The organism is Gottfriedia luciferensis (assembly GCF_002156865.1).
Taxonomy (GTDB): Bacteria; Bacillota; Bacilli; order Bacillales; family Bacillaceae_G; genus Gottfriedia; species Gottfriedia luciferensis.
The window spans coordinates 21,465-46,667 of record NZ_NCTA01000034.1; the positions used below are offsets into that span (position 1 = coordinate 21,465).

Consider the following 25,203-nt stretch of genomic DNA (forward strand, 5'->3'; position numbering starts at 1 on the left):
GGTGAAGCAACGAAGAAAGCGAGCGTTTGCCAATAGTCTGGAAGTCCTTTCTTTTTATTCTTCAATCAATCTGTTTCTGAAAGGAGGAAGCAAATGTCAAAGATAAAAAAATTAGATGAAATATTAGCGAATCAAATAGCTGCTGGTGAAGTAGTTGAACGACCATCGTCAGTTGTTAAAGAATTACTTGAAAATGCAATTGATGCAGTAAGTACTCGTATAACAATTGAAATAAATGACGGTGGCCTTTCGAGAATATTTGTAAGTGATAATGGGGAAGGAATGACAAAAGAAGATAGCGTACTCGCTTTTGAACGTCATGCTACAAGTAAGATAAAAGATGAAAATGATTTATTTCGTATTCGTACGTTAGGCTTTCGAGGTGAAGCATTGCCGAGTATCGCATCAGTTAGTTATGTAACTGTAAAAACTTCTACAGAAAACGGCCCAGCTATTGAGACCGTTTTAAAAGGCGGAGTTTTACAATCCCAAAACGAGATTGCGAAATCGAAAGGGACAAGCATAGAAGTATCTAATTTATTTTTTAATACTCCAGCTCGCTTGAAATATATGCGAACTGTTCAAACCGAATTGAGTAATGTGACAGACGTTGTTTATCGATTGGCATTAGCGAATCCTCATATAGCATTTGATTTAAAGCATAATGATAAATTAATGTTCCGAAGCAATGGAAACGGTGACGCAAGACAAATTCTAGCTTCGTTATATGGTCTTCAAATTGCTAAAAACATGGTTCATTTTAAAGGTGAATCATTAGATTTTCAAATTGAAGGATATTTATCAATGCCAGAATATACGCGTGCGACAAGAAATTATATTTCACTTTATGTAAATGGAAGATATGTAAAACATTATGGAGTGAATAAATCAATTAGTGAGGGGTATCATACGTTATTACCAATTGGGCGCTTTCCAATTGTTGCACTATTTGTAAAAATGGATCCTCAATTAGTCGATGTGAATGTGCATCCTACTAAACAAGAAGTACGTTTTAGTAAAGAAGATCAATTATTTACATTAATTAGCGAAAGCATCAAAAAAGTTTTCAGAGGTCGTTCGCTAATTCCTGAAATTACTAGAAGTGCACCAAAAGAAAAAATATATAGTGAACAATCTACTTTTTCATTTGAACATACATCAAGAGAGGAAGTAGAGAAGAAACTACCTTTTTCATTGCAAAATGACCATAGAACGATAACCGACTCTAGTTCGATACCAAATCAAACGAATCGTTCTATCATTGAAGAGAATTGGGAAATGAACGAAACTTCGAATCAAACAGAACAAGAGCCGCCAATTGATTATGAAAGTATTTATTTCAACAATTATAGTGACGAAAATGATTCAAATACTAAACAAGAAGTAGAACAAAAGATTGAAGAGACTGTCGTGATTAAAGAAGAGATTTATGATGATCAAACGATTGATCAATTACCTCCGCTTTATCCAATCGGTCAGATGCATGGTACGTATATCATTGCTCAGAATGAGAACGGATTGTATTTAATTGACCAACATGCTGCACAAGAAAGAATCTATTATGAATATTTTAAAGAAAAAATTGGCGAAGTAGCATCCGAACTTCAAACGCTACTAATACCAATTACATTTGATGTCTCACCTGAACAAGCAATTCTATTAGACCAATATCATGATGAGCTTCAAGAAGTAGGACTGTTTATAGAAAAGTTTGGCTCAAATAGCTATGTAATCCGTGAACATCCAAACTGGTTTCCAGAAGGGCAAGAGGAGACATTAATTGATGAAATGATTCAAGAGCTTTTAAAACGTGGAACAATTAATATAAAAAAATTACGAGAAGAAAAAGCTATCATGATGAGCTGTAAAGCATCTATTAAAGCGAATCAATTCATAACGAACGATGAAATTTTTAGTTTACTTGAATCGCTAAGAAAATCAACCAATCCATTTACTTGTCCACATGGTCGTCCAATTGTCATTCATTTTAGTTCGTATGAATTAGAAAAAATGTTTAAACGAGTAATGTAATAGAAAAAGGATAGTTAGTTTCTATCCTTTTTTTTACGCTGTTGAAAAATAATTCTATCAAATAATTACTAATTGCTCGTAAAGGAAGTTGAGTGATGTTCATTTCCACTACAGTATGCATGCTGAAGAGCAGGAATAAGGAAAGGCAGGATCAAGGGGAAGTTGAAATAAAAGATATTAAAAGGCTTTAGAGTAATTTATTAATCTATATAAAATATATTTCCTATCTGCTTTCCCTGCCTTTCACATAGGTGTCCAGCATCATTTCGTTTCAATCTTCTTATTCTTTTATTAAAGTATTCATCAGGTTGAACAATAATTTCAAAAAAAGCATTGTCTTTTAAGATTTGATTTTTTTTAAGGCTGTGTTAATGTTAATTGTTGATATTTTACAAAACACATTTTTGAGAAAGATTTTATACAATTTAAAAACATTGATTGGAGTGGAAGGTGGGAGACTCCTATGGGAGTAGCGGGAAGGGTGAGACCCCGCAGGCTTGCCGAGGAGGCTAAAGCCTCACGCCCCATGGAAAGCGAGCATCCTGGAAAGGAAATCATCAACATACTTTTTTAACAGAGCCTTTTTTAGGATTGTTAGTATGACTACTATCCTTTTTACTTTACATAATCCTATTATTTTACAACGCTGAGTACAAATCCATCGTATCCCTTTAATCCAACAGTTTGGATTGCGGTTGATTCTATTCGTGGATCATTTGATAAGATATCCATCATTTTTCTAATACCTAAAACACTTTCATCATGATTACTTTCATCTGAAACCTCACCATTTCTAACGACATTATCTGCTATTATTAATGAACCAGATTTTGCTAATCTTAATGCCAATTCAAGATAATGAGGGTTGTTTGGTTTATCTGCATCAATAAAGATTAAGTCAAACAATTGATTAGATTCTGTTAGTGTATGTAAACTTTCTAATGCTTTACCTACAATAACCTTTACTTTATTTTGACAATTTGCATCAAGGATATTTTTTTCAGCTACTTTTGCATGTTCGGGGTTGATTTCTAGCGTAATTAATTTACCGTCTTCAGGAAGGGCACGAGCAAGCCAAATACTACTATATCCACCTAATGTACCAATTTCTAAAATCTGTTTAGCACCTTTAATCTTTGCTAGTAGATAAAGTAGTTTGCCATATGTCGGAGATACATCAATTTTTGGGAGACCAGCTTGTTTATTGGCGATCAATACATTTTCTAATGTTTGGTTATCTGGTATTAATTTTTCAATAATATATTCATCCACGTCATTCCAAACCTTATTACTCATATGTTAGATTCTCCTTTAAAGTAATCTTCTCTTGTTCTTTACAAATACAATATATGGTTAATTGTAGTAAAAAATTTCCGACAATCGAGAAAAGATGAAAAAACAAGTGTCATCACTAGAAGGTAATGGTGAGGAAAATGGATTTGTTTTATAGATTTGGGTTTGATAAAATTAAATTGATTAGTAATATTATCCAGAAGGAGTTATAAAAATGATTAACAAAATAGGTAAAGTTACTGTTTATGTACAAGACCAAGAAGCAGCAAAAGATTTTTGGATTAACAAAGTCGGTTTTGTTTTAAAATATGAAATGCCAATGGGACAAGACGCAAAATGGATTGAAGTAGCACCAAGTGAAAGTGAATTTACTACATTAGTTCTTTACTCTAAATCTTCAATGGAAAAGCACAAGCCAGAAAAAGTTGCTCATCCTTCTTTATTATTTAGTACAACGGATGTTGAAGCTGCATATGAAAAAATGAAACAAAACGGCGTAAAAGTTGATGATTTAATGAGAATGCCTTTTGGAACAATGTTCTCTTTCTATGATCAAGATGGTAACGAATATATTTTAAGAGAAGACAAATAATACATAATTAAAAAGAGTTGTTTCCTAATTTGGAAACAACTCTTTTTTGAGTAGGTAAACCACTTTCACCTAACGGAAATTCTGAAAGCATCAACCTATGCAAACCCACGTTCATTACATAAGATGCTCGAATTTAATACGTTTATTTAAATAGTACATGACTGGTATACCAACAACCATTACAACAAATTCTCCAACAGCGGTTGTTAAATAAGTAATTGGAAATGGAAATCCAAGAGCAAGTTTTAGTTCAATTGCAATTAAGAACATAGTTATAGTGAAAACTATTGTGTTAATGATCATTCTTGGAATGATCCCTTTAATGAATTTTGATGTAGCAATCGTGATTAGTAATGAAATAATCGATTGACCAACTCCAAAAATCAAATCATAAGCACCAAGTGGAGAAAATAAGTTTGCTAAAAAAACACCTAAAACTACTCCAAATATGTACTTTTTATTAAATACAACTAAATGATTGAATATTTCTGAAACACGAAATTGTATATTCGTAAATCCGAATGGTTGAACAAAGTATGTTACTGCGATATAAAGAGCAGCAAATACTCCATTTACAGCGATTGTTTTTAATTTCATTTTGTTTCTCCTTAGTTTTTTTTCGTGGGAGGTTTTCGAACCACGTAAAAATATAAATTTTAACGCAAGTTTATATATTATACTTTTTGCGAGGATTAGTCAATGATAAAAAAGAATTAATTTTTGTAAAAAAATCATAAAAATATCTTAATAAAATTTTACTATACTGATATAATTGACTAAATAAAGTAATTATCTATCTTTCAATCTAGACTGAAAGGACTGACAAAATGACAATACCTTCTTCATCGAATCCATATATATTAGTATTTGGTGTTTCTATATGTGATATTATTGGTTTTACGAAAAAGAATTATCGCCCATTTGATTCAAATCCAGGTAGTGTAAAAGTATCATTTGGAGGTGTTTGCCGTAATATTGCCGAGAATATGGCAAAGATTAACTTAAATACGAAGTTTATTTCTGTAATTGGTGATGATATAAACGGGATTAACATGTTAAATCATGCAAGAAACATTAATATTGATATGGACGATACTTTAATCATAAAAGGTGAATCAACACCAACCTATTTAGCCATTTTAGATGAGTCTGGAGAGATGGTTTCAGCAGTAGTTGATTTAACGATTACAAATAATTTTACTGAAGAATTTATTAACAAGAAAATAGACGTGATCAGAAATGCTGAATATATGGTAGTAGACGCGGACAATCCAAGTATTTTAGCTTATTTATTAACAAATTTTCACAAAGATACAAAATTTATTCTAGACCCTGTATCTGCATCAAAAGCCTCAAAAATTAAAGATTACATTCAATATTTTCATACGATTAAACCAAATCGTCACGAAGCTGAGGTTTTATGTGGATTTGATATTACATCGATCGAAGATGTTCGAAAAGCAGGGAGATATTTCCGAGAATTAGGGGTTACAAATGTATTTATAAGCTTAGATGCTGAAGGAATCTATTACAACAATGGAATAGAAGAGGGAATCATTAAAGCCGACGGTATTTCAGTCGTAAATGTAACTGGAGCCGGTGATGCACTAGTAGCAGGTATTGGTTATGGTTACATGAATAATATGGACATTGTGGACACGGTTAAATTTGCAGTAACAATGTCGTCAATTACCATTTCACATGTAGAAACAATTAACCCAAATATGTGCTGTAACGTTGTAGATCATCATTTAAATGATTTAAATTGGGTAGAAATGAAATTTTAGTAAAAAAGAACCTCATTTATGATGAGGTTCTTTTCACACTGTTGAAAAATTATCTTGTCAAATAATGACCAAATTTTTGTAAAGGAAGTTGAGTGATGTTAATTTCCACTACAGGATGCTCGCTTTCCATGGGGCGAAACCTGAGCCTCCTCGGCAAGCCTGCGGGGTCTCAGCCTTTCCGCATTTCCCATAGGAGTCGAGCATCCTTTCGTTCCAATTAACTTATCCTTTTAAAAAAAGTATTCATTAAAAAAGGTTAATATTAATCAGCTTAACGACAAACTCAAAAAAAGCATCGTCCTATAAGCTTTGAATTCATTTTCTAAAAATTAGTATTTAATATTTTAACTAATGAAAAAAATACTCAAAACAGATTAACATTTCTATTCATAAATAGATGATCAAAAATACTAACTTTATTTCAAAAATGTTCACTTAATGACCTTTTTTCAAATTGATCGATATATATTTCAACACTCTGAAAAGAATCTCATTCATGACGAGGTTCTTTTTTGTGTTGGTGAAAAATGATTCTTTCTATACTAATTCTTAGTGATGAAAAGTATGTGCTTGTTGAATTCCACTACAGGATTCATGATGAAGAGCAGGAATAAGGAAGGCAGGATCAAGGGGAAAGTGAAAGGAAAAGATATTAAAAGACTGTAGAGTTTTTTATTGAATTCCTATATATAATATATTTCCTATCTGTATTTCCTGCCTTTCACATAGGAGTCGAACATCCTTTCGTTCCATTCATATTCTTAAAAAAATATCTAAAAACCATTTGTAAATACCAAATTATTGAACAATTTCTACTCAAAATAAATTAGTACATATATATATAAACAATTAATACAACGAAAAGGAACCCTGTACATACTACAAGGTTCCTTAAAAATTAAAGTGAGCGGACTAAAATGTCTCTAGCACTTTCTTTATCTAAAATTTTATATCCACCAACGACTGGTTTTACGAATGACTTTTCAACTAGTTCATCTAATCGAGAGTCATCAATTTGGTAATCTGCAAGTCGATTTGGAGCTCCAATTGAGTTCCAAAAACTTCTAAGTGCTTCAATACCTTCTTCTGCTACTTGTTTCGTTGTTTTTCCTTCTTCAGAAATTCCAAATACATTTGTAGCAAGCATTTTAATTCTGCTTGGGTCAAAGTCTAAGCAATGGCTTAACCAATTTGGGAAAATAATCGCTAAACCACCGCCATGAGGGATATCGTAAATGGCAGAGACAGCATGCTCAATTTGATGAGAAGCCCAGTCTCCACCATCTGTTCCATTTAATAATGTATCATTAAAAGCAGTTGTACCAGCATACATAATCGTTTCACGTAAGTCATAGTTTTCTAAATCGTTAACAAGCTTACTACCAGCTTCAATGACAGTTATTAGAACACTTTCAATAAAACGATCAATCATTGGTGTATTGCTTACACGATGGAAATATTGTTCTAAAGCATGCGACATGATATCAACGATTCCATAAATGGTTTGATCCAAAGGTACAGAAAATGTGTAAGTTGGATCTAAAATTGAAAATTTAGGGAAAACTAGTGGATTACTCCAGCCTCTTTTTTCATTCACTTCCATATTAGAAATTACAGAAGTACAATTCATTTCTGAACCTGTTGCTGCTAAAGTTAAAACAGTTCCAAAAGGAGTTGCATCATTTGCCTGAGATTTACGTGTTATAATATCCCAAACATCCCCTTCGTAAGGTACCCCAATTGCAATTGCTTTAACACAGTCTATAACACTGCCTCCACCAACAGCTAAAATGAAATCAATCTTTTCATCCCTACAAATTTGGATACCTTTTTGAACTGTCGAAAGTCTTGGGTTTGGCTCAACTCCGGAAAGTTCGAACACAGTTTTTCCAGATAATTGTTGCATTACATCATCGTATACACCATTTTTTTTAATACTGCCACCGCCATAAACGATTAAGATACGATGATAATTTTGTACTTCGCTTGTAATTTGCTCGATTTGGTTTTTCCCAAACCATAATTTAGTTGGATTATGTTGTAAAAATGAAATCAATGTATTGCTCCTTCTATTACTAGTTACGAATATTTTACTTTAAAGATTCATTTAATAATTTTGCTTGTTGAATTGTTTCTTCATCTTCTAATATTGCTCCAGGTGTATTTCCTACGCCTATAATATACCCTTCGAATGATGCGCCAACAAATTCAAAAATATGTTTAAATTGTAAGATTAAAGGAAGAGCTTTCATTTTTGGATTATCTCCACCTACAATTACCACATACATTTTTTTGCCCTTCATTTTATCTGCGAATTGAAGCTCTTTATCACGAAGACTTTGAGACCAACGATCGATAAAGTTTTTCATATAACCACTCATTCCATACCAATAGAGAGGAGTTGAAAAAATAATCGTCTCATGATCAAGCATTTCTTTAATAATTTCTTCATAGTCATCATCAATTGGTTGAAATCCAGTTGATTCGTGTCTTTGATCATTAATTGCTTTTATATTTTTATGACGTAAATGAACTTCAGTCGTCTTTACATCTTTCGTGATTAAATTTGTTAATTGTTCAGTATTACCATTTTCTCTAGAACTTCCATGAAGAATAAACATAGTGTATACGACTCCTTTCAAATAAAAAGAATATTTTTTGTAACCTAAGTAGTATGAAGGAAAACAGACAAAAGATAAAGTACGTACTAAATAGTTCCATAGGCACTAAAAAGTTCCTATAAAATGAATTGAATTAGAAGAAATAAGTTTGACTAATTTAGGAAAGCTTCGTTAACTAATGACTTATGTTATGAAGTGGATAATAAAATAGTACTATGCTATATTTATGGATAATTTAACGAAGAAATGTTAATTTAGTAATATTTGAACAAGTTAGATTTGGTTTAAATAAGACTTTTCTCTACACAGAACTCATTTCTAACAGAGTTTTAAATTCCAAATGGGATAATAAGTTTCACTATATTTGCGAAAAACGAACGAAAGAATGACGGAGGATTTTATGAAGGATTATAATATGCCAATTGAGGCTGCGATTGAGGTAATAGGTGGAAAGTGGAAATGTATTATTCTTTGCCATTTAGAAACTGGAAAAAAGAGAACGAATGAGCTTAGAAAATTAATGCCGAAAATAACGCAAAAAATGTTAACGCAGCAATTGCGAGAATTAGAAGCTGATGGACTGATTAATCGCATAACGTATGATCAAATACCACCGAAAGTAGAGTATGAATTAAATGAATATGGAGAATCAATGAAACCAATTTTGGATGCATTATGTGCATGGGGTGGTCATCATATAAAGAAAAAGCAAAATGTGATGGAGAATTAATTGAATTTTAAAAAACGACAGAAATTTTAATTAATTGAATTTTTTTTGAAGGAATTTCAAAAAAAGTGTAGAAATAATTAATTTAGAAACTACTATATAAATGTGAAATCGAATCATAAATTGATCTTTACATTAATATAGTAGTAAAGGTTGTGTGTTCATTTAAAGGAGGAATGCCCATATAATTTTAAGTGATATTCTTGGCGGTTCGTCATCCTTGTTAAGAATTTTTTTATTATGCAGTTTATTTGTTTTGTAAGCGTTTACTTAACGTTTTTACATAGTTTTTTTCTTCACAAAAATCGTATCTTATAGGGGGAAATTATAATGAAGCAAAATGAATTAAAACAAGCAAAAACTAGCTATGATGTTTTTCCAGTACAAGATGTTCATCATTTAGAATTATATGTAGGTAATGCGAAACAAACAGCTTATTTCTTCGCAAACACTTTTGGGTTTACGCCAGTAGCATACTCTGGTTTAGAAACAAAAGTGCGTGATAAAGTTTCTTATGTACTAAAAAATGGATCAATCCGTCTAGTGATTACTGGAACTTTAAAAGAGGATTCTAAAATTGCTGAGTTTGTAAAAAAACACGGTGATGGCGTAAAAGATATCGCTTTATTAGTTGATGATATTGAAAAAGCATATCAAGGGGCAGTAAACCGTGGAGCAATTAAAATCTTACCTCCAACTGAAATTAGTGATGAATATGGAACAGTTAAAAAAGCAGTAATCGGAACTTATGGTGATACAATTCACACATTAATCGAAAAAGGCGATTACAATGGTCCTTTCTTACCAGGATTTAAAGATCGTGCTTTCACAATTCCAGTAAATGAAACTGGCTTAATCGCACTTGACCATGTAGTTGGTAACGTTGAAAAAATGGAAGAATGGGTTTCTTATTATGAAAATGTAATGGGATTCCAATCAATGATCCATTTTGATGATGATGATATTAGTACTGAGTATTCTGCATTAATGTCAAAAGTTATGACAAATGGAAGCAGAATTAAATTCCCGATTAATGAACCTGCTGATGGTAAAAAGAAATCACAAATTCAAGAGTACTTAGACTATAACAATGGACCAGGCGTACAACATATTGCTTTATTAACTGAGGATATTGTTGATACTGTTACGAAACTTAGAGCATTAGGTGTAGAATTCTTAAAAACACCAGATACGTATTATGATATGTTAACAGAGCGCGTTGGAAAAATTGATGAAGATATTGAGAAATTAAGAGAATTAAAGATTTTAGTAGACCGTGATGATGAAGGGTATTTATTACAAATCTTTACTCGTCCAATCGTAGACCGTCCGACTTTATTTATTGAAATCATTCAACGTAAAGGTGCTAGAGGATTCGGAGATGGTAACTTCAAAGCATTATTCGAATCAATCGAGCGCGAGCAAGAGCTTCGAGGAAATCTATAAGGAGTTGTAACAATGGAAATTAGACCGGATACTTTACCATGGCAAGATGCTTATAAGCTGTTAATTGGTTCAGTGTTACCTCGTCCAATTGCTTTTGTTTCAACTGTAAATACTGAAGGTGTAGCGAATGTTGCACCTTTTAGTTTCTTTACAGCAATTTGTGCTGACCCGATGCTAGTGTGCTTTGCACCGATGATTCGAGGAACAGATGGCGAGAAAAAAGACACATTAAAAAATATCGAACTTACAAAAAAATTCATTATTAATATTGTAAGTGAAGAAATTTGCGAGCATGTTAATAATGCTGCTACTGATTTTCCATATGGAGTAGATGAATTTGAACAAGTTGGCCTTACAAAAGTTGAGGGAACAACTGTACAAGTTCCACGAGTAAAAGAGAGTTTAGTAGGACTAGAATGTGAGCTTCATGAGCTATTACATTTTGGTGAGAACAAAGGTGCTGGTAGTTTAGTAATTGGTAAAGTTGTTAATGTTCATATAAATGATGAATTATATGAGGATGGCAAAATAAATACTGAAAAGCTAAATCCTGTAGGTCGCCTTGCTGGACATTCATATTCACGTGCTATTTCTGATACTTTTGCAATTGAAAGAAAAAGGTGAATGTATGAAACTTATTACTTTTCAATATGATGGTAAAGAGAAAGCAGGATTACTAATTGAAGACAAAGTAATTGACCTAAATAAGGTTAGTAATGGACGAATTCCAGCCGATCTGCTAACAATTCTAGAAAACTATGAAAACTATAAAAATGAAATTGCAGAGTTAACAGAAGAGTGGATTCCACTTTCTTCTGTTCAATTGCGAGCACCATTACCAAAACCACAAAGTATCCGTGATTTTTATGCATTTGAGGAGCATGTAAAAACTGCTCGTGGAAAAAGAGGCTTAGAAATGATACCTGAATGGTATGACGTTCCTGTTTTCTATTTTACAAATCATCGAGCGGTTATTGGACCAGATGATTCTGTAAGCATTCCAACTAATTGCAAAAGAATGGATTTTGAATTAGAAATCGCTTGTGTAATCGGTAAAGAAGGCAAAAATATTTCAGTTGAAGAAGCGGATGACTACATTCTAGGCTATACAATTTTGAATGACTGGAGTGCAAGAGATATTCAAGCACATGAAGTAAAAGTTGGCCTAGGTCCTTCAAAAGGCAAGGATTTTGCAACTTCTTTAGGACCATGGATTGTAACAAAAGATGAAATTGAACAATATAGAACAGAAAAAAGCTATGATTTGGAAATGACTGCTGCGGTAAATGGGAAAGTCATTTCTAGTGGCAATTTTACTTCAATTTATTATTCAGTTGCTGAATTAATCGCTCACGCTTCAAAAAATGTCACCTTATATCCTGGAGATGTTATTGGCTCTGGAACTGTTGGAACAGGTTGTATTTTAGAGCTTGGTGAAGAGAAGCATCGCTGGTTAGAAGATGGGGATGTCGTTGAGCTAAGCATTACCGGATTAGGTACATTACGAAATACTGTTAGAAAGTGAGGGGAAATCTGTGTACTATCGTAGTTTAGGTAAAATACCAAGAAAAAGGCATATTCAATTCCGTAAAGAAGATGGTTCATTATATAGAGAACAAGTAATGGGTACAAAAGGATTTTCGGGTACTCAATCGATTTTATATCATAACCATATGCCAACGTCGGTAAGTGAAACAGCATTTTATAAATCGCTTCACATTGAATTTGAAGAACAATCTTCACTACAACATCGTCATATTCGTACGAAAAATATAGAACGATCTGGTGATGCGTTAGAAGGAAGAGTTTATATTTTAGGGAACTCTGACTTGTTAATAGCAGTAGCGAATGTAACTGAAGAAAGTCGCCATTTTTATCGAAATGGTGAAGGCGATGAAATGCTCTTCGTCCATTATGGTTCTGGTGAAATCCAAACAATGTTTGGAACAATTACTTACCGTAAAGGGGATTACATTATGATCCCGATTGGTACGATTTACAAAGTAGTTCCTAATGATGATACAAAGTTCTTAATTGTAGAATCGAATAGCCAATTAACGACTCCAAAACGTTATCGGAATGAGTATGGTCAAATGCTAGAGCATAGTCCGTTTTGTGAACGTGATTTTAGAGGGCCAGAAACGTTAGAAACTTTTGATGAAAAAGGTGAATTTACTGTTCTAACTAGAGCAAGAGGAAACCTTTACAAACATGTTCTAACACATCATCCATTCGACGTAGTAGGCTGGGATGGGTATTTATATCCATGGGCTTTTAATATTGAGGATTTCGAACCGATTACAGGTAGAATTCATCAGCCACCACCAGTTCATCAAACATTCGAAGGACATAATTTCGTTGTTTGTTCATTCGTTCCAAGATTATATGATTATCATCCAGAAGCAGTTCCTGCACCTTATGTTCATAGTAATGTAAATAGTGATGAAGTCCTATACTATGTTGAAGGTAACTTCATGAGTAGGAAAGGAATTGAACAAGAATCGATAACTTTACACCCATCAGGTATCCCTCATGGACCACATCCAGGTAAAACAGAAGGTAGTATTGGTAAGAAAGAAACATTAGAATTAGCGGTTATGATCGATACATTTAGACCGCTTTATGTAGTAAAAGAAGCACATCCATTTGAGGATCCTGCATATATGAGTAGTTGGATTGAAAAGTAGAGTCTTTTGATTCTACTTTTTATTTGAAATCGAAAGCTCCTCATCCAGTACCAAAAACATAAAAGGTATTCAAGTAAAACAGTGTATTTTATCCTTTGTTCGTTCTAGCATCGGTGAGTATAAGTACTAGATAATTAGGAATATTCTTGAAAATAAAACTAGATTAATAGCAACTTAATATGATAAACTAGCAACATTATACAAAAATTTGAATAAAAGGAGAAATCAAAATGTACGTGAAACCACAAATTTTGACCCTTCAAGCATATACACCAGGTAAACCAAGTGAAGTAGTTATGCGAGAATATGGTCTTGAAAAAGTAGTAAAGCTTGCATCAAATGAAAATCCGTTTGGTTGTTCTCCTAAAGTTTTTGAAGAACTACGTAATGTAGTAAGTAAATTTGCGATTTATCCTGATGGGGCGACAGAAGAAATAAGCGTGAAATTAGCGAACTTCTTAAATATACAGCCTAATCAATTAATATTTGGAAGTGGCGCTGACGAAGTCATTCAAATGATTAGTCGAGCATTGCTAACGAGTGAACACAATATTGTCCAAGCTTCACAAACTTTTTCACAATATGCTCATCATGCAGTGATTGAAGGTGCAGAAGTTAGAAAAGTACCTTTAGTAAATGGTGTTCATGATTTAGACACGATGTTGTCAGAAGTAGATAATAATACAAAAATCGTTTGGATCTGTAATCCAAATAATCCAACAGGTACATATATAGGCACTCGTAAACTAGTAGAATTTTTAGAAAAAATCCCTAGCTCAACTTTTGTAGTTGTAGATGAAGCTTATGTTGAATATGTATCGGCATCTGATTTCCCTGATACAATTTCATTGTTAAAACAATTTGATAATCTAATTGTTTTAAGAACATTTTCAAAAGCATACGGCCTAGCTTCATTCCGTATAGGGTATGGGATTGCAAATAGTAAATTAATTGAGGAATTAAATATAGCAAGACTTCCATTTAACACATCAATGGTATCCCAAGTGGCAGCAATGGCAGCACTTGATGATCAAGTCTTTATCAAAAACTGTATTGAAGAAAATAAAAAAGGTATGGAACAATATGAAACATTTTTAAATGATTATGGAATAGAATACTATCCATCTCAAGCTAACTTCATTTTTGTTCCAGTTGAAAATAGCCAAGAAATCTTTAAAGATTTGGAATCAAAAGGATACATTATCCGTGCATTCCCTAATGGTATTCGAATTACAATTGGTACTGCAGCTGAAAATGAAGGATTAATTTTAAATTTAAAAGCTGCGTTAACGAAAAATACTTCGAAAATATAATGAGTGTAGAAAATCGTCATTTGAAAAATGACGATTTTTTTTTACTTTATTGAAATATAATTTTGTCAACTAATGATCAAATTTTCGTAAAGGAAGTTGAGTGATGTTCATTTCCACTACAGGATTCTCGCTTTCCATGGGGCGAAACCTGAGCCTCCTCGGCAAGCCTGCGGGGTCTCAGCCTTTCCGCATTTCCCATAGGAGTCGAGCATCCTTTCGTTCCAATCAACTTATACTTCAATAAAATGTATTCATTAAAAAACATTAAAAATAACCTTTACTTAGAACAAATTAATAAACAGTTTGAACGACAAATAAAAAAAGGATTGTCTTTTTAATGACCTTTATTCATATTAACCATTATATATTTCTGAGTTAATCGTCATTTGAAAATGACGATTTTTTGTTTTCTTAAATTAGTAGAATTCATTTAATTTAAGCGTGAATTAATTTCATTAATTAGCAAAAAAACTTTGATTACTTAATCTTTGATGAATGACAAAAAACGACATAAAGTATTCATTTTTTGGATAATCATTCCATTTTATATTTGTTAAGCTTGAAGAGTGAAATAAATCACATAACATAGGAAGGATGATAAATGGCATAAAAGTAGTAACCATGAAAGACTAATGAAAATTGTTAATGTTCCAATTCTTAAATAAAAGGGAATAGATTCTAAATAGTAAAAGAGGGTTTTTATTGAATAATATTGAATTAATAAAAAAAGAAGCTTTTAAAGCTAAAATTATTAAAATATGTATAGTGTTATTACTAATGTTTATTGATTATACTTTTTATGAAATTCCTTCAAATATTTTATCTACTATGGCTTTAACGTTGATTGTAATTCAAGGAATTAATGAACTTTTTTACCAAAGAACTTTAAAGAAATTAAAAAATAACTGATAGAAAAATTAGTGTACTAGCACATGCAATATTTTCATAAACGTAATAAAGCAGCTGTTTAGTGAAAATGAGCTATTAATTAAAAAACCTTAATGTGAACCTTTTTAAAATTTTAATTTGTCAAAATGTATTGACAACTATAATTAAATTCATTAATATGAATAAAAATAAAAAGATAAAGGAGACATAAACATGATTTTCGCACGCACGATTATTGGGTTACAACATCATCATCCACCCAGGGTTTGAATCTACGGATAAAAATTGACCGTAGATACAAGCCCTCTTCGTGTTACGAAAAAGGTGCTTGTGTCGTGCCAAAAGGCCATGCAGGCATTAACCTGTATGGCCTTTTTATTTTTCAAAGAAAGGGGATCTTTTAGTGGAAGGGAAATTAAAACAGTCTTTAATGCATTATCAATATAAACGAAAGATGGAAGATTATGCGATTGAACGAGGTTATATACCGTTTCGTCCTCAGCTTTTTGAAGAGTATGACTCTTTCTCTAGTAGAAACCCTAGATTATCTCGCGAAGATCTAGTAGTTGTTTTAACTCGATTACAGCAAATTTTATTGCTAAGACCAGATTTAACGAGTGCTTTGATGAAAGAAATTTACCCGATCGCTTTAAAGCAGGAAAAATGTAAAGTATTTTATCAATCAACCATCTATCGAAATCTTGGTTTAGAAATTCAAGAAATTAATCAATTTGGTATTGAGAATTTAGGCAGTATTAGTGAGTCAACAGAGATTGAAGTAATTGTAATGGCAATTGATTTACTAAGTAGTGTTCCATTCATACTGGAAATTGGTCACACTGGATTTTTAGATGGGCTATTTAAAGCATGTAAATTATCAGAACCCCAAAAAGCAAAATTGAAGAAGTTAATTTATTTAAAAAACAAAGATGAATTAGAACGGTATATTCAGTCGATCAACCTACCGTTACAAGGTAAAAATGTGTTTGATCAACTTTTTAAATTACAAGGTAAAGGTGAAAAACTTAATACAATAATCAGGAGCTGCATTTTAAATGTTGAGATGGAAAATGCGGTTGAAAAACTAATTAAATTACAAGAAATTAGTCCGTTTATTCATCTAGATTTATCAATCGTAAATAAATTTGATTATTACGATGGGATTGTCATCAAAGGATATTATGACAATTTAAACAAAGAGGTTTTGAGTGGAGGACGCTATCTTTTAGTGTCTGAAGATTCGGAAAATAGACTTGATGCGATTGGTTTTTCAATCGACACAGATGCTTGGATTACAAGTCAAATGAGGGATGATAAATGAGTTGGCTTACGATAGCTTTAGCAAAAGGAAGACTTGAAGAAGAAGTAATAAAAATATTAATACATGCAGGTTATGGAAATGTCATCGATTCGATAACTAGAAAGTTAATTTTTGTAGATGAGATGAACAAAATCAAATATTTAGTTGTTAAGCCTGTAGATGTCGCTACATATGTGGAACGCGGAGTGGCTGATCTCGGATTTGTAGGGAAGGATAGTTTACTAGAGCAAGAAAAAGATGTGTACGAATTGATGGATTTAGAACTTGGCAATTGTATTTTTGCAGCTGCGGGTTTTCCAGGAACTTTACTAAATCGAGGTGATGAACCATTAAAAATTGCAACAAAATATCCAAATATAACGTCAAAATATTTTCAGAATAGGCAACCAATCGAATTAATTTATTTAAATGGTTCAGTAGAACTAGCACCAATCGTAGGGATGTCAGATATTATTGTCGATTTAGTTGAAACTGGAAGCACCTTAAAAGCGAATGGTTTAGTAATTTTAGAAAAGATGATTCCAATTAGTGCGAGAATCATTTCAAATCGAGTTAGTTATCGATTTAATCATTTACGAATTTCACAATTTCTAGAAAAAGTAAAGAAAGGAAAGGATGCATATGTTGGAAATTTTATCAATTGATCAACAAAATGAGAAGCTTGAAAACATTCTTAACCGAACTAATTTACAAACTTTGGATATTGTAAAAAGTATTGAAAAGATTTTATTAAATATAAAAGAAAATGGCGATGAAGCAGTAAGGCAATACTCGTTAATCTATGATGATGTGAAACTAGAAAACTTTGAGGTAAGTGAAGATGAATTTAATGAAGCAATGGAACAGACAGATGAAGAATTGATCAATGCATTAATTCAAGCGAAGAAAAATATTGAAAAATATCATGAAAAACAATTACAAGACGGCTATAAAATTAATGGGGAAAATCATTACGTTAAACAAATCATTCATCCAATCGAAAAAGTTGGCGTTTATATCCCAGGTGGAAAAGCTGCATATCCTTCAACCGTTTTAATGAATGTAATTCCTGCGAAATTAGCCGGGGTAGATGAAATTATCATTGTTACTCCTCCGAATAAAGAAGGGAAAATTAAACCTTCAATTTTAGTAGCTGCTAAACTTGCAGGGGCAACAAAAGTATTAAAAATAGGTGGTGCACAAGCAATTGGCGCGCTCGCATATGGTACTGAAAGCATTCAAAAAGTAGATAAAATAGTTGGCCCTGGAAATATCTATGTAGCGCTTGCTAAAAAATATGTTTCTGGAGTTGTAGGTATTGACATGGTTGCCGGTCCAACTGAGGTAGTTGTATTAGCGGATGAATTTGCAAATCCAAAGTATATAGTGGCAGATTTAATGGCTCAAGCGGAGCATGATGAAATGGCATCAAGTATTGTCATCACGAATTCAGAAAAACTCGCAAGGTCGATCCTACAAGAAATACCGAATCAATTAGAAAAACAACCAAGAAAAGAAATTATCAAGAGTGCCTTCGAAAATTATGGCGCAATAATTGTCGTAAAAACAATCGATGAAGGAATTGAGTTTGTTAATAAAATTGCACCAGAGCATGTAGAAGTGATGATTAATAACCCTGAGTCAATTGTTCATAAAATAAAAAATGCTGGAGCGATCTTTTTAGGCGACTATACGCCAGAACCGGTTGGAGATTATTATGCAGGCACGAATCATACATTACCAACTAGTGGTACGGCAAGGTTTACTTCACCATTAAATGTGAATGATTTTCAAAAGAAAACTTCAGTTGTTTATTACAATAAACAAGCATTAAATGAAGCAAAACAACATATTGAAATAATTGCAAATGAAGAAGGTTTATACGGCCATGCAAAAGCAATTAGTATACGTTTTGAGGAGGAGCAAGTGTGAGAACAGCAATTATTTCACGAAAAACAAACGAGACGAACATAAACTTGAAATTAAATTTAGACGGTGAAGGAATAAATAATATCCAGACAGGAATTGGTTTTTTAGACCATATGCTAACATTATTTGCATTTCATAGTGGCATAGATTTAGAAATTATTTGTGATGGAGATCTTGAAGTCGACGATCATCACACGACAGAGGATGTTGGTATTGCAATCGGAAAAGCTTTATTAGACGCATTAGGTGAAAAAATTGGAATTAATCGGTATGGTTCATCTTATGTTCCAATGGATGAATCATTAGCTAGAGTAGTGGTCGATTTTAGCGGCAGACCATATCTCGTTTATAATGATCGAACTGTAAGAGATAGACTAGGAAAAATTGATACACAAAATTTCAAAGAGTTTTTTAAAGCACTAAGCTCTGAAGCTAAGATGAATTGTCATATGGAAGTATTGTACGGAGAAAATGATCACCATAAAATTGAAGCGTTATTTAAAGGCTTCGGAAGAGCGATAAAACAAGCGGTTGAGATCACTTCGACAAGATTACCTTCGACGAAAGGAATGTTATAAATTGAACATTATTATTGACTATGGCGTAGGTAATTTAGATTCGTTAAAAAGAGCGTTTGAAGAAATTGGATTAGAAGTAGCAATTAGTAATGACATAAAAAAGGTCAATCAGGCTTCTTCGATCATTCTACCAGGAGTAGGCGCATTTGAAGCTGCGATGAGCGAATTAAATCGTCTAAATTTGACAGAGATTATCCAATCCAAAGTAAAAAATGGTACTCCTATTTTAGGGATATGCCTAGGAATGCAATTACTATATGAATTTAGCGAAGAAAACAATGGTTCAAAAGGATTGGGGCTCATACCTGGTAAAGTAATGCAAATCCCTAACTTTGTAAAAGTTCCGCATATGGGTTGGAACAAGTTAATTTTCAGTAAAAATGAACCATTACTTAAATATATAAAAGACGGAGATTATGTATATTTTGTTCATTCTTTTTACGTCAATTCAACGGACGATGAACTGGTTGCTTATAGTGATTACGGGGTTAAAATTCCAGCGGTTATCCAAACTGGAAATATTTATGGTATGCAATTCCATCCTGAAAAAAGTTCAGAAACTGGTCTTAATTTATTAAAAGCATTTAAGGAGATGTGCCTATATGATTCTATTTCCAGCAATTGATTTGAAGGATGGTAAATGTGTTCGACTAAAACAAGGAGATTTTAATAGACTTGTAATCTATGAGAAATCACCATTAGAGGTTGCTTTAGATTTTGAAAAAGCTGGCAGTAAAGTTTTGCACATTGTTGACTTAGATGGGGCAAGAACCGGGGAACGTAAGAATGCAGCGATCGTAAAAGAAATCGTTCAAAAGACGAATTTAGAAATTCAATTAGGAGGAGGAATTCGATCACTTGAGACAATTACGTTTTGGTTAGAATTAGGCATTAAACGAGTCATTTTAGGAACAGCGGCAATTAAAAATATTCAGCTAGTAGAACAAGCTATTTTAAAATACGGTGATCGAATTATCGTTGGTGTAGATGCAAAAAATAGTCATGTTGCAATAAATGGTTGGGAAGAATCTACGAATCTAGATAGCTTTAACTTTTGTAAGCAACTTGAATTACTCGGTGTGAAAACTGTTGTATACACTGATATTTCAAAAGACGGTATGTTATGTGGACCAAATCTAGAAGCTTATAAAAAACTTAATGATGAGACGAACTTAAACATTATTGCTTCAGGCGGAGTCAGTTCAATTGATGACCTTCTTGCACTAAGCCAATTAAATATATATGGTGCAATTTCTGGAAAAGCATTGTATGAAAGAAAATTTACGGTAGAGGAGGCTATAAAATGCTTGCAAGAAGAATTATTCCGTGCTTAGACGTTCGTAACGGTCGAGTCGTAAAAGGAAAACAATTTTCAAATATCCAAGATGTAGATTCTCCTAGTAAACTCGGAAAATACTATAGTGAAAATGGAGCAGATGAGCTTGTTTTTTACGATATTACAGCTTCAAATGAAGAAAGAGATATTTCATTACATTTTGTTTCAGAGGTTGCCAAAGAATTACGTATTCCATTTAGTGTTGGTGGAGGGGTACGAACAATTGAAGATTTTACAAAATTATTAAGAAATGGTGCGGACAAAGTTTCAGTAAATTCTGCTGCTGTGTTAAATCCAAATCTAATAAAACAAGCTTCAGATCGCTTTGGTTCACAATGTGTAGTACTTTCAATTGATGCAAAGAAAAATAAAGATGGCAGATATAAAGTTTTTATAAATGGTGGTCGTAAAGAAACTGAGTGGGACGTAATCGATTGGGCAAAAAAAGGTGTAGAACTAGGTGCTGGTGAAATTGTTATAAACAGTATTGATGAGGATGGCATGAAAAGAGGATATGATATCGATCTATTGAAAAAAATTACGGATGAAGTAAATATTCCAATCATAGCATCAGGAGGGGCAGGCAAACTAGAACATTTTTATGAAGCAATCGAATATGCAAATATTGATGGAGTGCTTGCTGCTTCAGTTTTTCATTTTGGAGAAATAAAGATTAAGGACTTAAAAAATTATTTAAAAGATAAAAACGTTTCAGTACGATTATAGGGGGAGACAAAGTGACTTTTCAAATAGAAAATATTCGTTTTAATGACCAAGGCTTAGTTCCTGCTATCGTTCAAGATGTTACTTCAAAAGAAGTATTGATGTTAGCTTATATGAATATAGAATCGATAAAAATGACGATTGATTCAGGAGTTGCAACATTTTATAGTAGAAGCCGCCAATCTCTTTGGAAAAAAGGTGAAACCTCAGGAAATTACCAGTATGTAAGTACGATTTCATATGACTGCGACCAAGATACAATTTTACTTCAAGTAAAGCAAGTAGGAGTTGCTTGCCATACAGGTAGCTATAGTTGTTTTTCTGATAAACTACGATTAAATAATGAAACGAATACGGTTCAAAATGAATCGCAAAATCTATTAAAGAATTTATATGAGGTTATTCTTGATCGAAAAATGAATGCAATTGAAGGTTCTTACACTACTTATTTGTTTGAACAAGGAATTGATAAGATTTTGAAAAAAATCGGTGAGGAGGCAAGTGAAGTAATAATTGGAGCTAAAAATCAAGGAACAGAAGAATTAATTTATGAAATTAGTGATCTTGTCTATCACACAATCGTTTTAATGGTCGAAAAAGGAGTTAAGCTTGAGGACATCAGTGAAAGTCTTCTTAAGAGAAAGGAGAAAATAAAGTCTTGAAAGTTGACGGTCACACACATACACAATACTGCCCTCACGGAACTGGTGATGAAGTAGAAATAATGATTGAGAGAGCAATCGCACTGGGATTCAGTGAATATCATATTACTGAGCATACGCCAGTTCCAGATTCATTTAAAAACGCATTAAAGCCTGAAGAAGCGATTAATACGTTAGCTATGTCCGAAAAAAATGTAGATGAATATTTAAAGGAAATGTTTTTAGTGAGAGAAAAATATAAAGATCGTATTCAAATAAAAATCGGATTCGAATATGATTATTTGCCTAATGAAGAGGTTTGGTTTAAAAACTTTTTAAAAGAATATGGTAAATACTGTGATACTGGAATTTTATCAGTTCATTATTTAGAAGGTCATAATGGCTACCACTGTATTGATTATTCAGCAGAAGATACATTAGTTGGACTAGTGAAACATTATGGAAGTACAGAAGCATTTCAAATCGCATACTACGATTTAGTAAAGCAATCAATTTTAGATGATTTTGGACGATTCAAACCAAATCGAATAGGGCATATGACTTTATGCAATAAATTTATGCAATTTTTAAAATGTGAAGACACAGCAAAGATCATAAAAAAACAAACTGATCTATTAAATTTAGTAAAAGAAAAAAATTATATTTTAGACTACAATACAGCAGGTTTATTTAAACCATTCTGTGGTGAAACATATCCCCCAAACCATGTTGTTCAGTTAGCAAAATCATTAAAAATCGAATTTATGTATGGATCTGATTCACATGGTGTAGAAGATATTGGTCGTGGATATGATGTGTTTTTTGAAAATATAAAATAAGCGTATGATTGACGATAAATTTAATTCATAGTTTGTCGTTTTTTTTTATTTGGCTCTGTTAAAAAAGAATGTTGATGATTTCCGTTCCAGGATGCTCGCTTTCCATGGGGCGTGAGGCTTTAGCCTCCTCGGCAAGCCTGCGGGGTCTCACCCTTCCCGCTACTCCCATAGGAGTCTCCCACCTTCCACTCCAATCAATGTCTTTAAATCGTATAAAATCTTTCTCAAAAATGTGTTTTGTAAAATATAAACAATTAACATTAACAGAGCCTTTTATTTAAATTATTTATTAAGGGTAGGAACAAGGAAAAGCAAGTTTAAGGAGAATAAATCCATAAAATCTTTTTCGAAAATGTCTACGTATCTAACAGAGCCAAAAATAAAAAACGGGTGTTGGGTTAATAGCCTATTCCGCATTAACCCATATCAACATAGCTTATAAAGTACCCAAAAAGCATTTTTTCTGTGTACTTTACTAAATGGAAAGGGGTGTGTTAGATGGACTATTATGATTTTTATCGAAATCCACAAACAAGCGGAATGACATCGCAACAAGTTTTATCCATCATAAATCCAGCTGTTAGCCATGGATTACGTGAAGCACAACATCTTGGATATCAACATGCATTAACTGAAGCTGTAGCAATCGGATATTTAATGGGAAGAGGCTATGATTTCAATACAGCTTGGAAAACAGTTGAATCATGGTGGAGACCACCAGGTACTGCAACGCCAACACCTTACTAAAACAATAAATACTTATCCGCAACTAAAATGTTAAAAATTATATAAAAAGGACAGCTATTCTAAACTGCATCTCAATTGTTAGACATAACGAACAATTAGATGCAATTAATAGCGGTCCTTTTTTATATAAAAGTATTTAATATTAATATGATTTGCTATAGAAACTGACCAACTGGCAGATCCAGACTAATTGTGGAATGACGCAAAAGTGATTCTTGTACTTTAGCCTTCTCGGAAAACAAACGCATCAAAACGACAACATCTATTGATCGACTAGATAAAGCCCCCTCATCTCGACTGCCAATCAGCACCACATCTTCTACGACTGTCCAAGCACCGCTATTATGATAGAAATTAGCTAAAGATGGACTACATGTGAATATGCCAAAATCTATGTCACTTTGTTTTTCAATCCATTGGGTAGCGGCAACTACTGTACGTAAACCTAACCCTTGGTAGCGATAATCGGGATCAGTCGCAACACAGCTAAGTCCAGCTATACTAAATGTTTGTCCTACGTGATTAATCGTCTTTTGCACTACACCTGCATAACTAATTAACTTTCCATCTATGTAAGTATAAAATGAGTGTGCATTTAGTTCTTTACCATGGGCTTCTGGGATCTTTTCATTCGGCATTGGACAAGCATTCGGCCAAACCCGATGCAGTAATCCAGCAATCTCACGACGTACAGAATCAGGCGCTTGATTATAATTGATTGATTGCACAATATCAGTTTTCATAGTTTCATTCTCTCTTTCAAAATAAGTATGATTTCTTCATTAGATTGAGTGTGATTAAATAAATATTTGTTTTCTTAAAAAATGGTTCTGTTAAAAAAGAATGTTGATGATTTCCGTTCCAGGATGCCCTAAAGAGCAGGATCAAAGAAAGGAAAAAAGATTAAAAGACCTTAGAGAATTTTATTGATTTCCTTTCAGTATTCCTATCAATCTGTTTTCCCCTTCTTTCCCGGCCTTGCCTGCTCTTCCTGCTTTTTAGTTCTCCCACCTTCCACTCCAATCAATGTCTTTAAATTGCATAAAATCATTTTCAAATTGTGTTTTGTAAAAAATCAACAATTAACATTAACAAGCCTAAAAAATAAATGTTCGATAAAACCTTCCTTAAATCCTGCAAAATTATAGGCAGGGAATGCAGGGAAAGCAGGAAAGGGAGGGAAAGGCAGTGGCAGGAAAGGGCATATTAAAAGTAGGTATATCGAGGAATTCAATATAATTCTCTAAAGTTTTTTTATATCTTTTCAATACTCTTCGATTCTGCCTTTCCTTGTTCCTGCACTAAATACCCTTAATTGGAAATCAACACATAGCTTCTTGATGACTGAGAATATAACGGTGCCATAAAGAACTATAAGAAATTATTAGTAATTTATCTTTTTCATATTGATTAATTTAAAAAAGAAACTTGGTTATTATTAAATTTCTAAAGAATTCTCTATGAAAATAAATTTTTTAAAAGAAGATGATTGGAACGAAAGGGTACTCGACTCCTCTGGGAGATGCGGGAAGGCTGAGACCCCGCAGGCTTGCCGAGGAGGCTCAGCTCACGCCCCACGGAAAGCGAGTTCCCTGTAGTGGAAATCAACAGAGCTGCTTATTTACAAATTATCAATTTTTGATGAACAAAAGCTAATTACTTTTCTTGTATGAAAAAGGGAAATACTTCAAATACTTCCTTTAATAGTTAGAAATAAATGATTTG

The 25,203-nt window shown here is 32.8% G+C and carries 25 protein-coding genes and 1 riboswitch; of the genes, 20 read left to right on the plus strand and 5 right to left on the minus strand.

Annotation, left to right across the window (positions count from 1 at the left end):
* Positions 1-93: 93 nt before the first annotated feature.
* Positions 94-2,031 carry a DNA mismatch repair endonuclease MutL gene (mutL, locus tag B7R67_RS17285; protein ID WP_088072237.1) on the plus strand — a complete coding sequence of 646 codons (1,938 nt, stop codon included), beginning with the start codon at positions 94-96 and terminating at the stop codon, positions 2,029-2,031.
* Between the two features lie 633 nt (positions 2,032-2,664).
* Here mutL and B7R67_RS17290 read toward each other — a convergent pair.
* Positions 2,665-3,327, minus strand: coding sequence for an O-methyltransferase (locus B7R67_RS17290; protein ID WP_088072238.1), 663 nt, complete (start codon positions 3,325-3,327; stop codon positions 2,665-2,667).
* Positions 3,328-3,538: 211 nt separating this feature from the next.
* Here B7R67_RS17290 and B7R67_RS17295 point away from each other — a divergent pair, with 211 nt between their 5' ends.
* Positions 3,539-3,916, plus strand: a complete 378-nt coding sequence (locus tag B7R67_RS17295) for a VOC family protein (RefSeq protein ID WP_088072239.1) — start codon at positions 3,539-3,541, stop codon at positions 3,914-3,916.
* A 114-nt stretch (positions 3,917-4,030) separates the two neighbouring features.
* Here the strand turns inward: B7R67_RS17295 and B7R67_RS17300 are convergent, their stop codons facing one another.
* A complete protein-coding gene (locus B7R67_RS17300) occupies positions 4,031-4,513 on the minus strand; it encodes a QueT transporter family protein (protein WP_088072240.1) in 483 nt (160 codons plus the stop codon).
* A gap of 5 nt (positions 4,514-4,518) precedes the next feature.
* Positions 4,519-4,563: riboswitch (PreQ1 riboswitch) on the minus strand.
* A gap of 180 nt (positions 4,564-4,743) precedes the next feature.
* Between B7R67_RS17300 and B7R67_RS17305 the strand changes: the two genes are divergently transcribed.
* Entirely contained in the window at positions 4,744-5,703 is a 960-nt protein-coding gene (locus B7R67_RS17305) for a carbohydrate kinase family protein (protein ID WP_088072241.1), read from the plus strand.
* 898 nt (positions 5,704-6,601) lie between these two features.
* Here B7R67_RS17305 and B7R67_RS17310 read toward each other — a convergent pair.
* Together B7R67_RS17310 and B7R67_RS17315 are read right to left on the minus strand one after the other, a co-directional pair.
* Complete coding sequence (locus B7R67_RS17310) at positions 6,602-7,759, minus strand: iron-containing alcohol dehydrogenase (protein ID WP_088072242.1); 1,158 nt, start codon at positions 7,757-7,759, stop codon at positions 6,602-6,604.
* 34 nt (positions 7,760-7,793) lie between these two features.
* Positions 7,794-8,324: a flavodoxin family protein gene (locus B7R67_RS17315; RefSeq protein ID WP_088072243.1), complete on the minus strand. Its 531-nt coding sequence runs from the start codon at positions 8,322-8,324 to the stop codon at positions 7,794-7,796.
* A gap of 400 nt (positions 8,325-8,724) precedes the next feature.
* On the opposite strand from B7R67_RS17315, the gene B7R67_RS17320 reads away from it, so the two are divergent.
* From B7R67_RS17320 to B7R67_RS17400, 17 genes are all read left to right on the plus strand, one after another.
* On the plus strand, positions 8,725-9,054 hold the full coding sequence (locus B7R67_RS17320; protein WP_088072244.1) for a winged helix-turn-helix transcriptional regulator: 330 nt from the start codon (positions 8,725-8,727) through the stop codon (positions 9,052-9,054).
* 327 nt (positions 9,055-9,381) lie between these two features.
* A complete protein-coding gene (gene hppD / locus B7R67_RS17325) occupies positions 9,382-10,497 on the plus strand; it encodes a 4-hydroxyphenylpyruvate dioxygenase (RefSeq protein ID WP_088072245.1) in 1,116 nt (371 codons plus the stop codon).
* A 12-nt stretch (positions 10,498-10,509) separates the two neighbouring features.
* The gene (locus B7R67_RS17330; RefSeq protein WP_088072246.1) at positions 10,510-11,121 is read left to right on the plus strand and encodes a flavin reductase family protein; all 612 of its coding nucleotides are present in this window, start codon (positions 10,510-10,512) and stop codon (positions 11,119-11,121) included.
* Between the two features lie 4 nt (positions 11,122-11,125).
* On the plus strand, positions 11,126-12,022 hold the full coding sequence (locus tag B7R67_RS17335) for a fumarylacetoacetate hydrolase family protein (RefSeq protein WP_088072247.1): 897 nt from the start codon (positions 11,126-11,128) through the stop codon (positions 12,020-12,022).
* A 10-nt stretch (positions 12,023-12,032) separates the two neighbouring features.
* Positions 12,033-13,184, plus strand: coding sequence for a homogentisate 1,2-dioxygenase (locus B7R67_RS17340; protein WP_088072248.1), 1,152 nt, complete (start codon positions 12,033-12,035; stop codon positions 13,182-13,184).
* 230 nt (positions 13,185-13,414) lie between these two features.
* Positions 13,415-14,497: a histidinol-phosphate transaminase gene (gene hisC, locus B7R67_RS17345; RefSeq protein ID WP_088072249.1), complete on the plus strand. Its 1,083-nt coding sequence runs from the start codon at positions 13,415-13,417 to the stop codon at positions 14,495-14,497.
* A 702-nt stretch (positions 14,498-15,199) separates the two neighbouring features.
* Positions 15,200-15,406, plus strand: coding sequence for a hypothetical protein (locus tag B7R67_RS17350; protein WP_088072250.1), 207 nt, complete (start codon positions 15,200-15,202; stop codon positions 15,404-15,406).
* A gap of 382 nt (positions 15,407-15,788) precedes the next feature.
* Positions 15,789-16,706, plus strand: coding sequence for an ATP phosphoribosyltransferase regulatory subunit (locus B7R67_RS17355; protein WP_088072251.1), 918 nt, complete (start codon positions 15,789-15,791; stop codon positions 16,704-16,706).
* Entirely contained in the window at positions 16,703-17,350 is a 648-nt protein-coding gene (hisG, locus tag B7R67_RS17360) for an ATP phosphoribosyltransferase (protein WP_088072252.1), read from the plus strand. The genes B7R67_RS17355 and hisG overlap by 4 nt, the downstream gene beginning before the upstream one ends.
* Entirely contained in the window at positions 17,331-18,617 is a 1,287-nt protein-coding gene (gene hisD, locus B7R67_RS17365) for a histidinol dehydrogenase (protein ID WP_407920409.1), read from the plus strand. Before hisG ends, hisD begins: the two co-directional genes overlap by 20 nt.
* On the plus strand, positions 18,614-19,192 hold the full coding sequence (gene hisB, locus B7R67_RS17370) for an imidazoleglycerol-phosphate dehydratase HisB (RefSeq protein WP_088072254.1): 579 nt from the start codon (positions 18,614-18,616) through the stop codon (positions 19,190-19,192). Before hisD ends, hisB begins: the two co-directional genes overlap by 4 nt.
* 1 nt (position 19,193) lies before the next feature.
* Positions 19,194-19,817 (plus strand): imidazole glycerol phosphate synthase subunit HisH, encoded by a 624-nt coding sequence (hisH, locus tag B7R67_RS17375; RefSeq protein ID WP_088072255.1) that lies wholly within the window; start codon positions 19,194-19,196, stop codon positions 19,815-19,817.
* Entirely contained in the window at positions 19,795-20,526 is a 732-nt protein-coding gene (gene hisA / locus B7R67_RS17380) for a 1-(5-phosphoribosyl)-5-[(5-phosphoribosylamino)methylideneamino]imidazole-4-carboxamide isomerase (RefSeq protein WP_088072256.1), read from the plus strand. Before hisH ends, hisA begins: the two co-directional genes overlap by 23 nt.
* On the plus strand, positions 20,496-21,254 hold the full coding sequence (gene hisF / locus B7R67_RS17385; RefSeq protein ID WP_088072257.1) for an imidazole glycerol phosphate synthase subunit HisF: 759 nt from the start codon (positions 20,496-20,498) through the stop codon (positions 21,252-21,254). Before hisA ends, hisF begins: the two co-directional genes overlap by 31 nt.
* 11 nt (positions 21,255-21,265) lie before the next feature.
* Entirely contained in the window at positions 21,266-21,913 is a 648-nt protein-coding gene (hisIE, locus tag B7R67_RS17390; protein ID WP_208615669.1) for a bifunctional phosphoribosyl-AMP cyclohydrolase/phosphoribosyl-ATP diphosphatase HisIE, read from the plus strand.
* Positions 21,910-22,731, plus strand: a complete 822-nt coding sequence (gene hisJ / locus B7R67_RS17395; protein WP_088072258.1) for a histidinol-phosphatase HisJ — start codon at positions 21,910-21,912, stop codon at positions 22,729-22,731. The genes hisIE and hisJ overlap by 4 nt, the downstream gene beginning before the upstream one ends.
* A gap of 498 nt (positions 22,732-23,229) precedes the next feature.
* The gene (locus tag B7R67_RS17400) at positions 23,230-23,478 is read left to right on the plus strand and encodes a hypothetical protein (RefSeq protein WP_235822203.1); all 249 of its coding nucleotides are present in this window, start codon (positions 23,230-23,232) and stop codon (positions 23,476-23,478) included.
* Positions 23,479-23,633: 155 nt separating this feature from the next.
* Here the strand turns inward: B7R67_RS17400 and B7R67_RS17405 are convergent, their stop codons facing one another.
* Complete coding sequence (locus B7R67_RS17405; RefSeq protein ID WP_088072259.1) at positions 23,634-24,221, minus strand: GNAT family protein; 588 nt, start codon at positions 24,219-24,221, stop codon at positions 23,634-23,636.
* Between the last annotated feature and the right edge of the window lie 982 nt (positions 24,222-25,203).

Excerpts from the sequence above, each read along its gene's own strand:
- hisA (WP_088072256.1), top strand. The coding sequence starts at position 19,795 with ATGATTCTATTTCCAGCAATTGATTTGAAGGATGGTAAATGTGTTCGA.
- hppD (WP_088072245.1), top strand. The coding sequence starts at position 9,382 with ATGAAGCAAAATGAATTAAAACAAGCAAAAACTAGCTATGATGTTTTT.
- B7R67_RS17290 (WP_088072238.1), bottom strand. The coding sequence starts at position 3,327 with ATGAGTAATAAGGTTTGGAATGACGTGGATGAATATATTATTGAAAAA.
- hisF (WP_088072257.1), top strand. The coding sequence starts at position 20,496 with ATGCTTGCAAGAAGAATTATTCCGTGCTTAGACGTTCGTAACGGTCGA.
- mutL (WP_088072237.1), top strand. The coding sequence starts at position 94 with ATGTCAAAGATAAAAAAATTAGATGAAATATTAGCGAATCAAATAGCT.
- B7R67_RS17300 (WP_088072240.1), bottom strand. The coding sequence starts at position 4,513 with ATGAAATTAAAAACAATCGCTGTAAATGGAGTATTTGCTGCTCTTTAT.
- B7R67_RS17405 (WP_088072259.1), bottom strand. The coding sequence starts at position 24,221 with ATGAAAACTGATATTGTGCAATCAATCAATTATAATCAAGCGCCTGAT.
- B7R67_RS17315 (WP_088072243.1), bottom strand. The coding sequence starts at position 8,324 with ATGTTTATTCTTCATGGAAGTTCTAGAGAAAATGGTAATACTGAACAA.
- hisG (WP_088072252.1), top strand. The coding sequence starts at position 16,703 with ATGAGTTGGCTTACGATAGCTTTAGCAAAAGGAAGACTTGAAGAAGAA.
- B7R67_RS17295 (WP_088072239.1), top strand. The coding sequence starts at position 3,539 with ATGATTAACAAAATAGGTAAAGTTACTGTTTATGTACAAGACCAAGAA.
- B7R67_RS17335 (WP_088072247.1), top strand. The coding sequence starts at position 11,126 with ATGAAACTTATTACTTTTCAATATGATGGTAAAGAGAAAGCAGGATTA.
- B7R67_RS17320 (WP_088072244.1), top strand. The coding sequence starts at position 8,725 with ATGAAGGATTATAATATGCCAATTGAGGCTGCGATTGAGGTAATAGGT.
- B7R67_RS17305 (WP_088072241.1), top strand. The coding sequence starts at position 4,744 with ATGACAATACCTTCTTCATCGAATCCATATATATTAGTATTTGGTGTT.
- B7R67_RS17400 (WP_235822203.1), top strand. The coding sequence starts at position 23,230 with ATGGACTATTATGATTTTTATCGAAATCCACAAACAAGCGGAATGACA.
- B7R67_RS17330 (WP_088072246.1), top strand. The coding sequence starts at position 10,510 with ATGGAAATTAGACCGGATACTTTACCATGGCAAGATGCTTATAAGCTG.
- hisC (WP_088072249.1), top strand. The coding sequence starts at position 13,415 with ATGTACGTGAAACCACAAATTTTGACCCTTCAAGCATATACACCAGGT.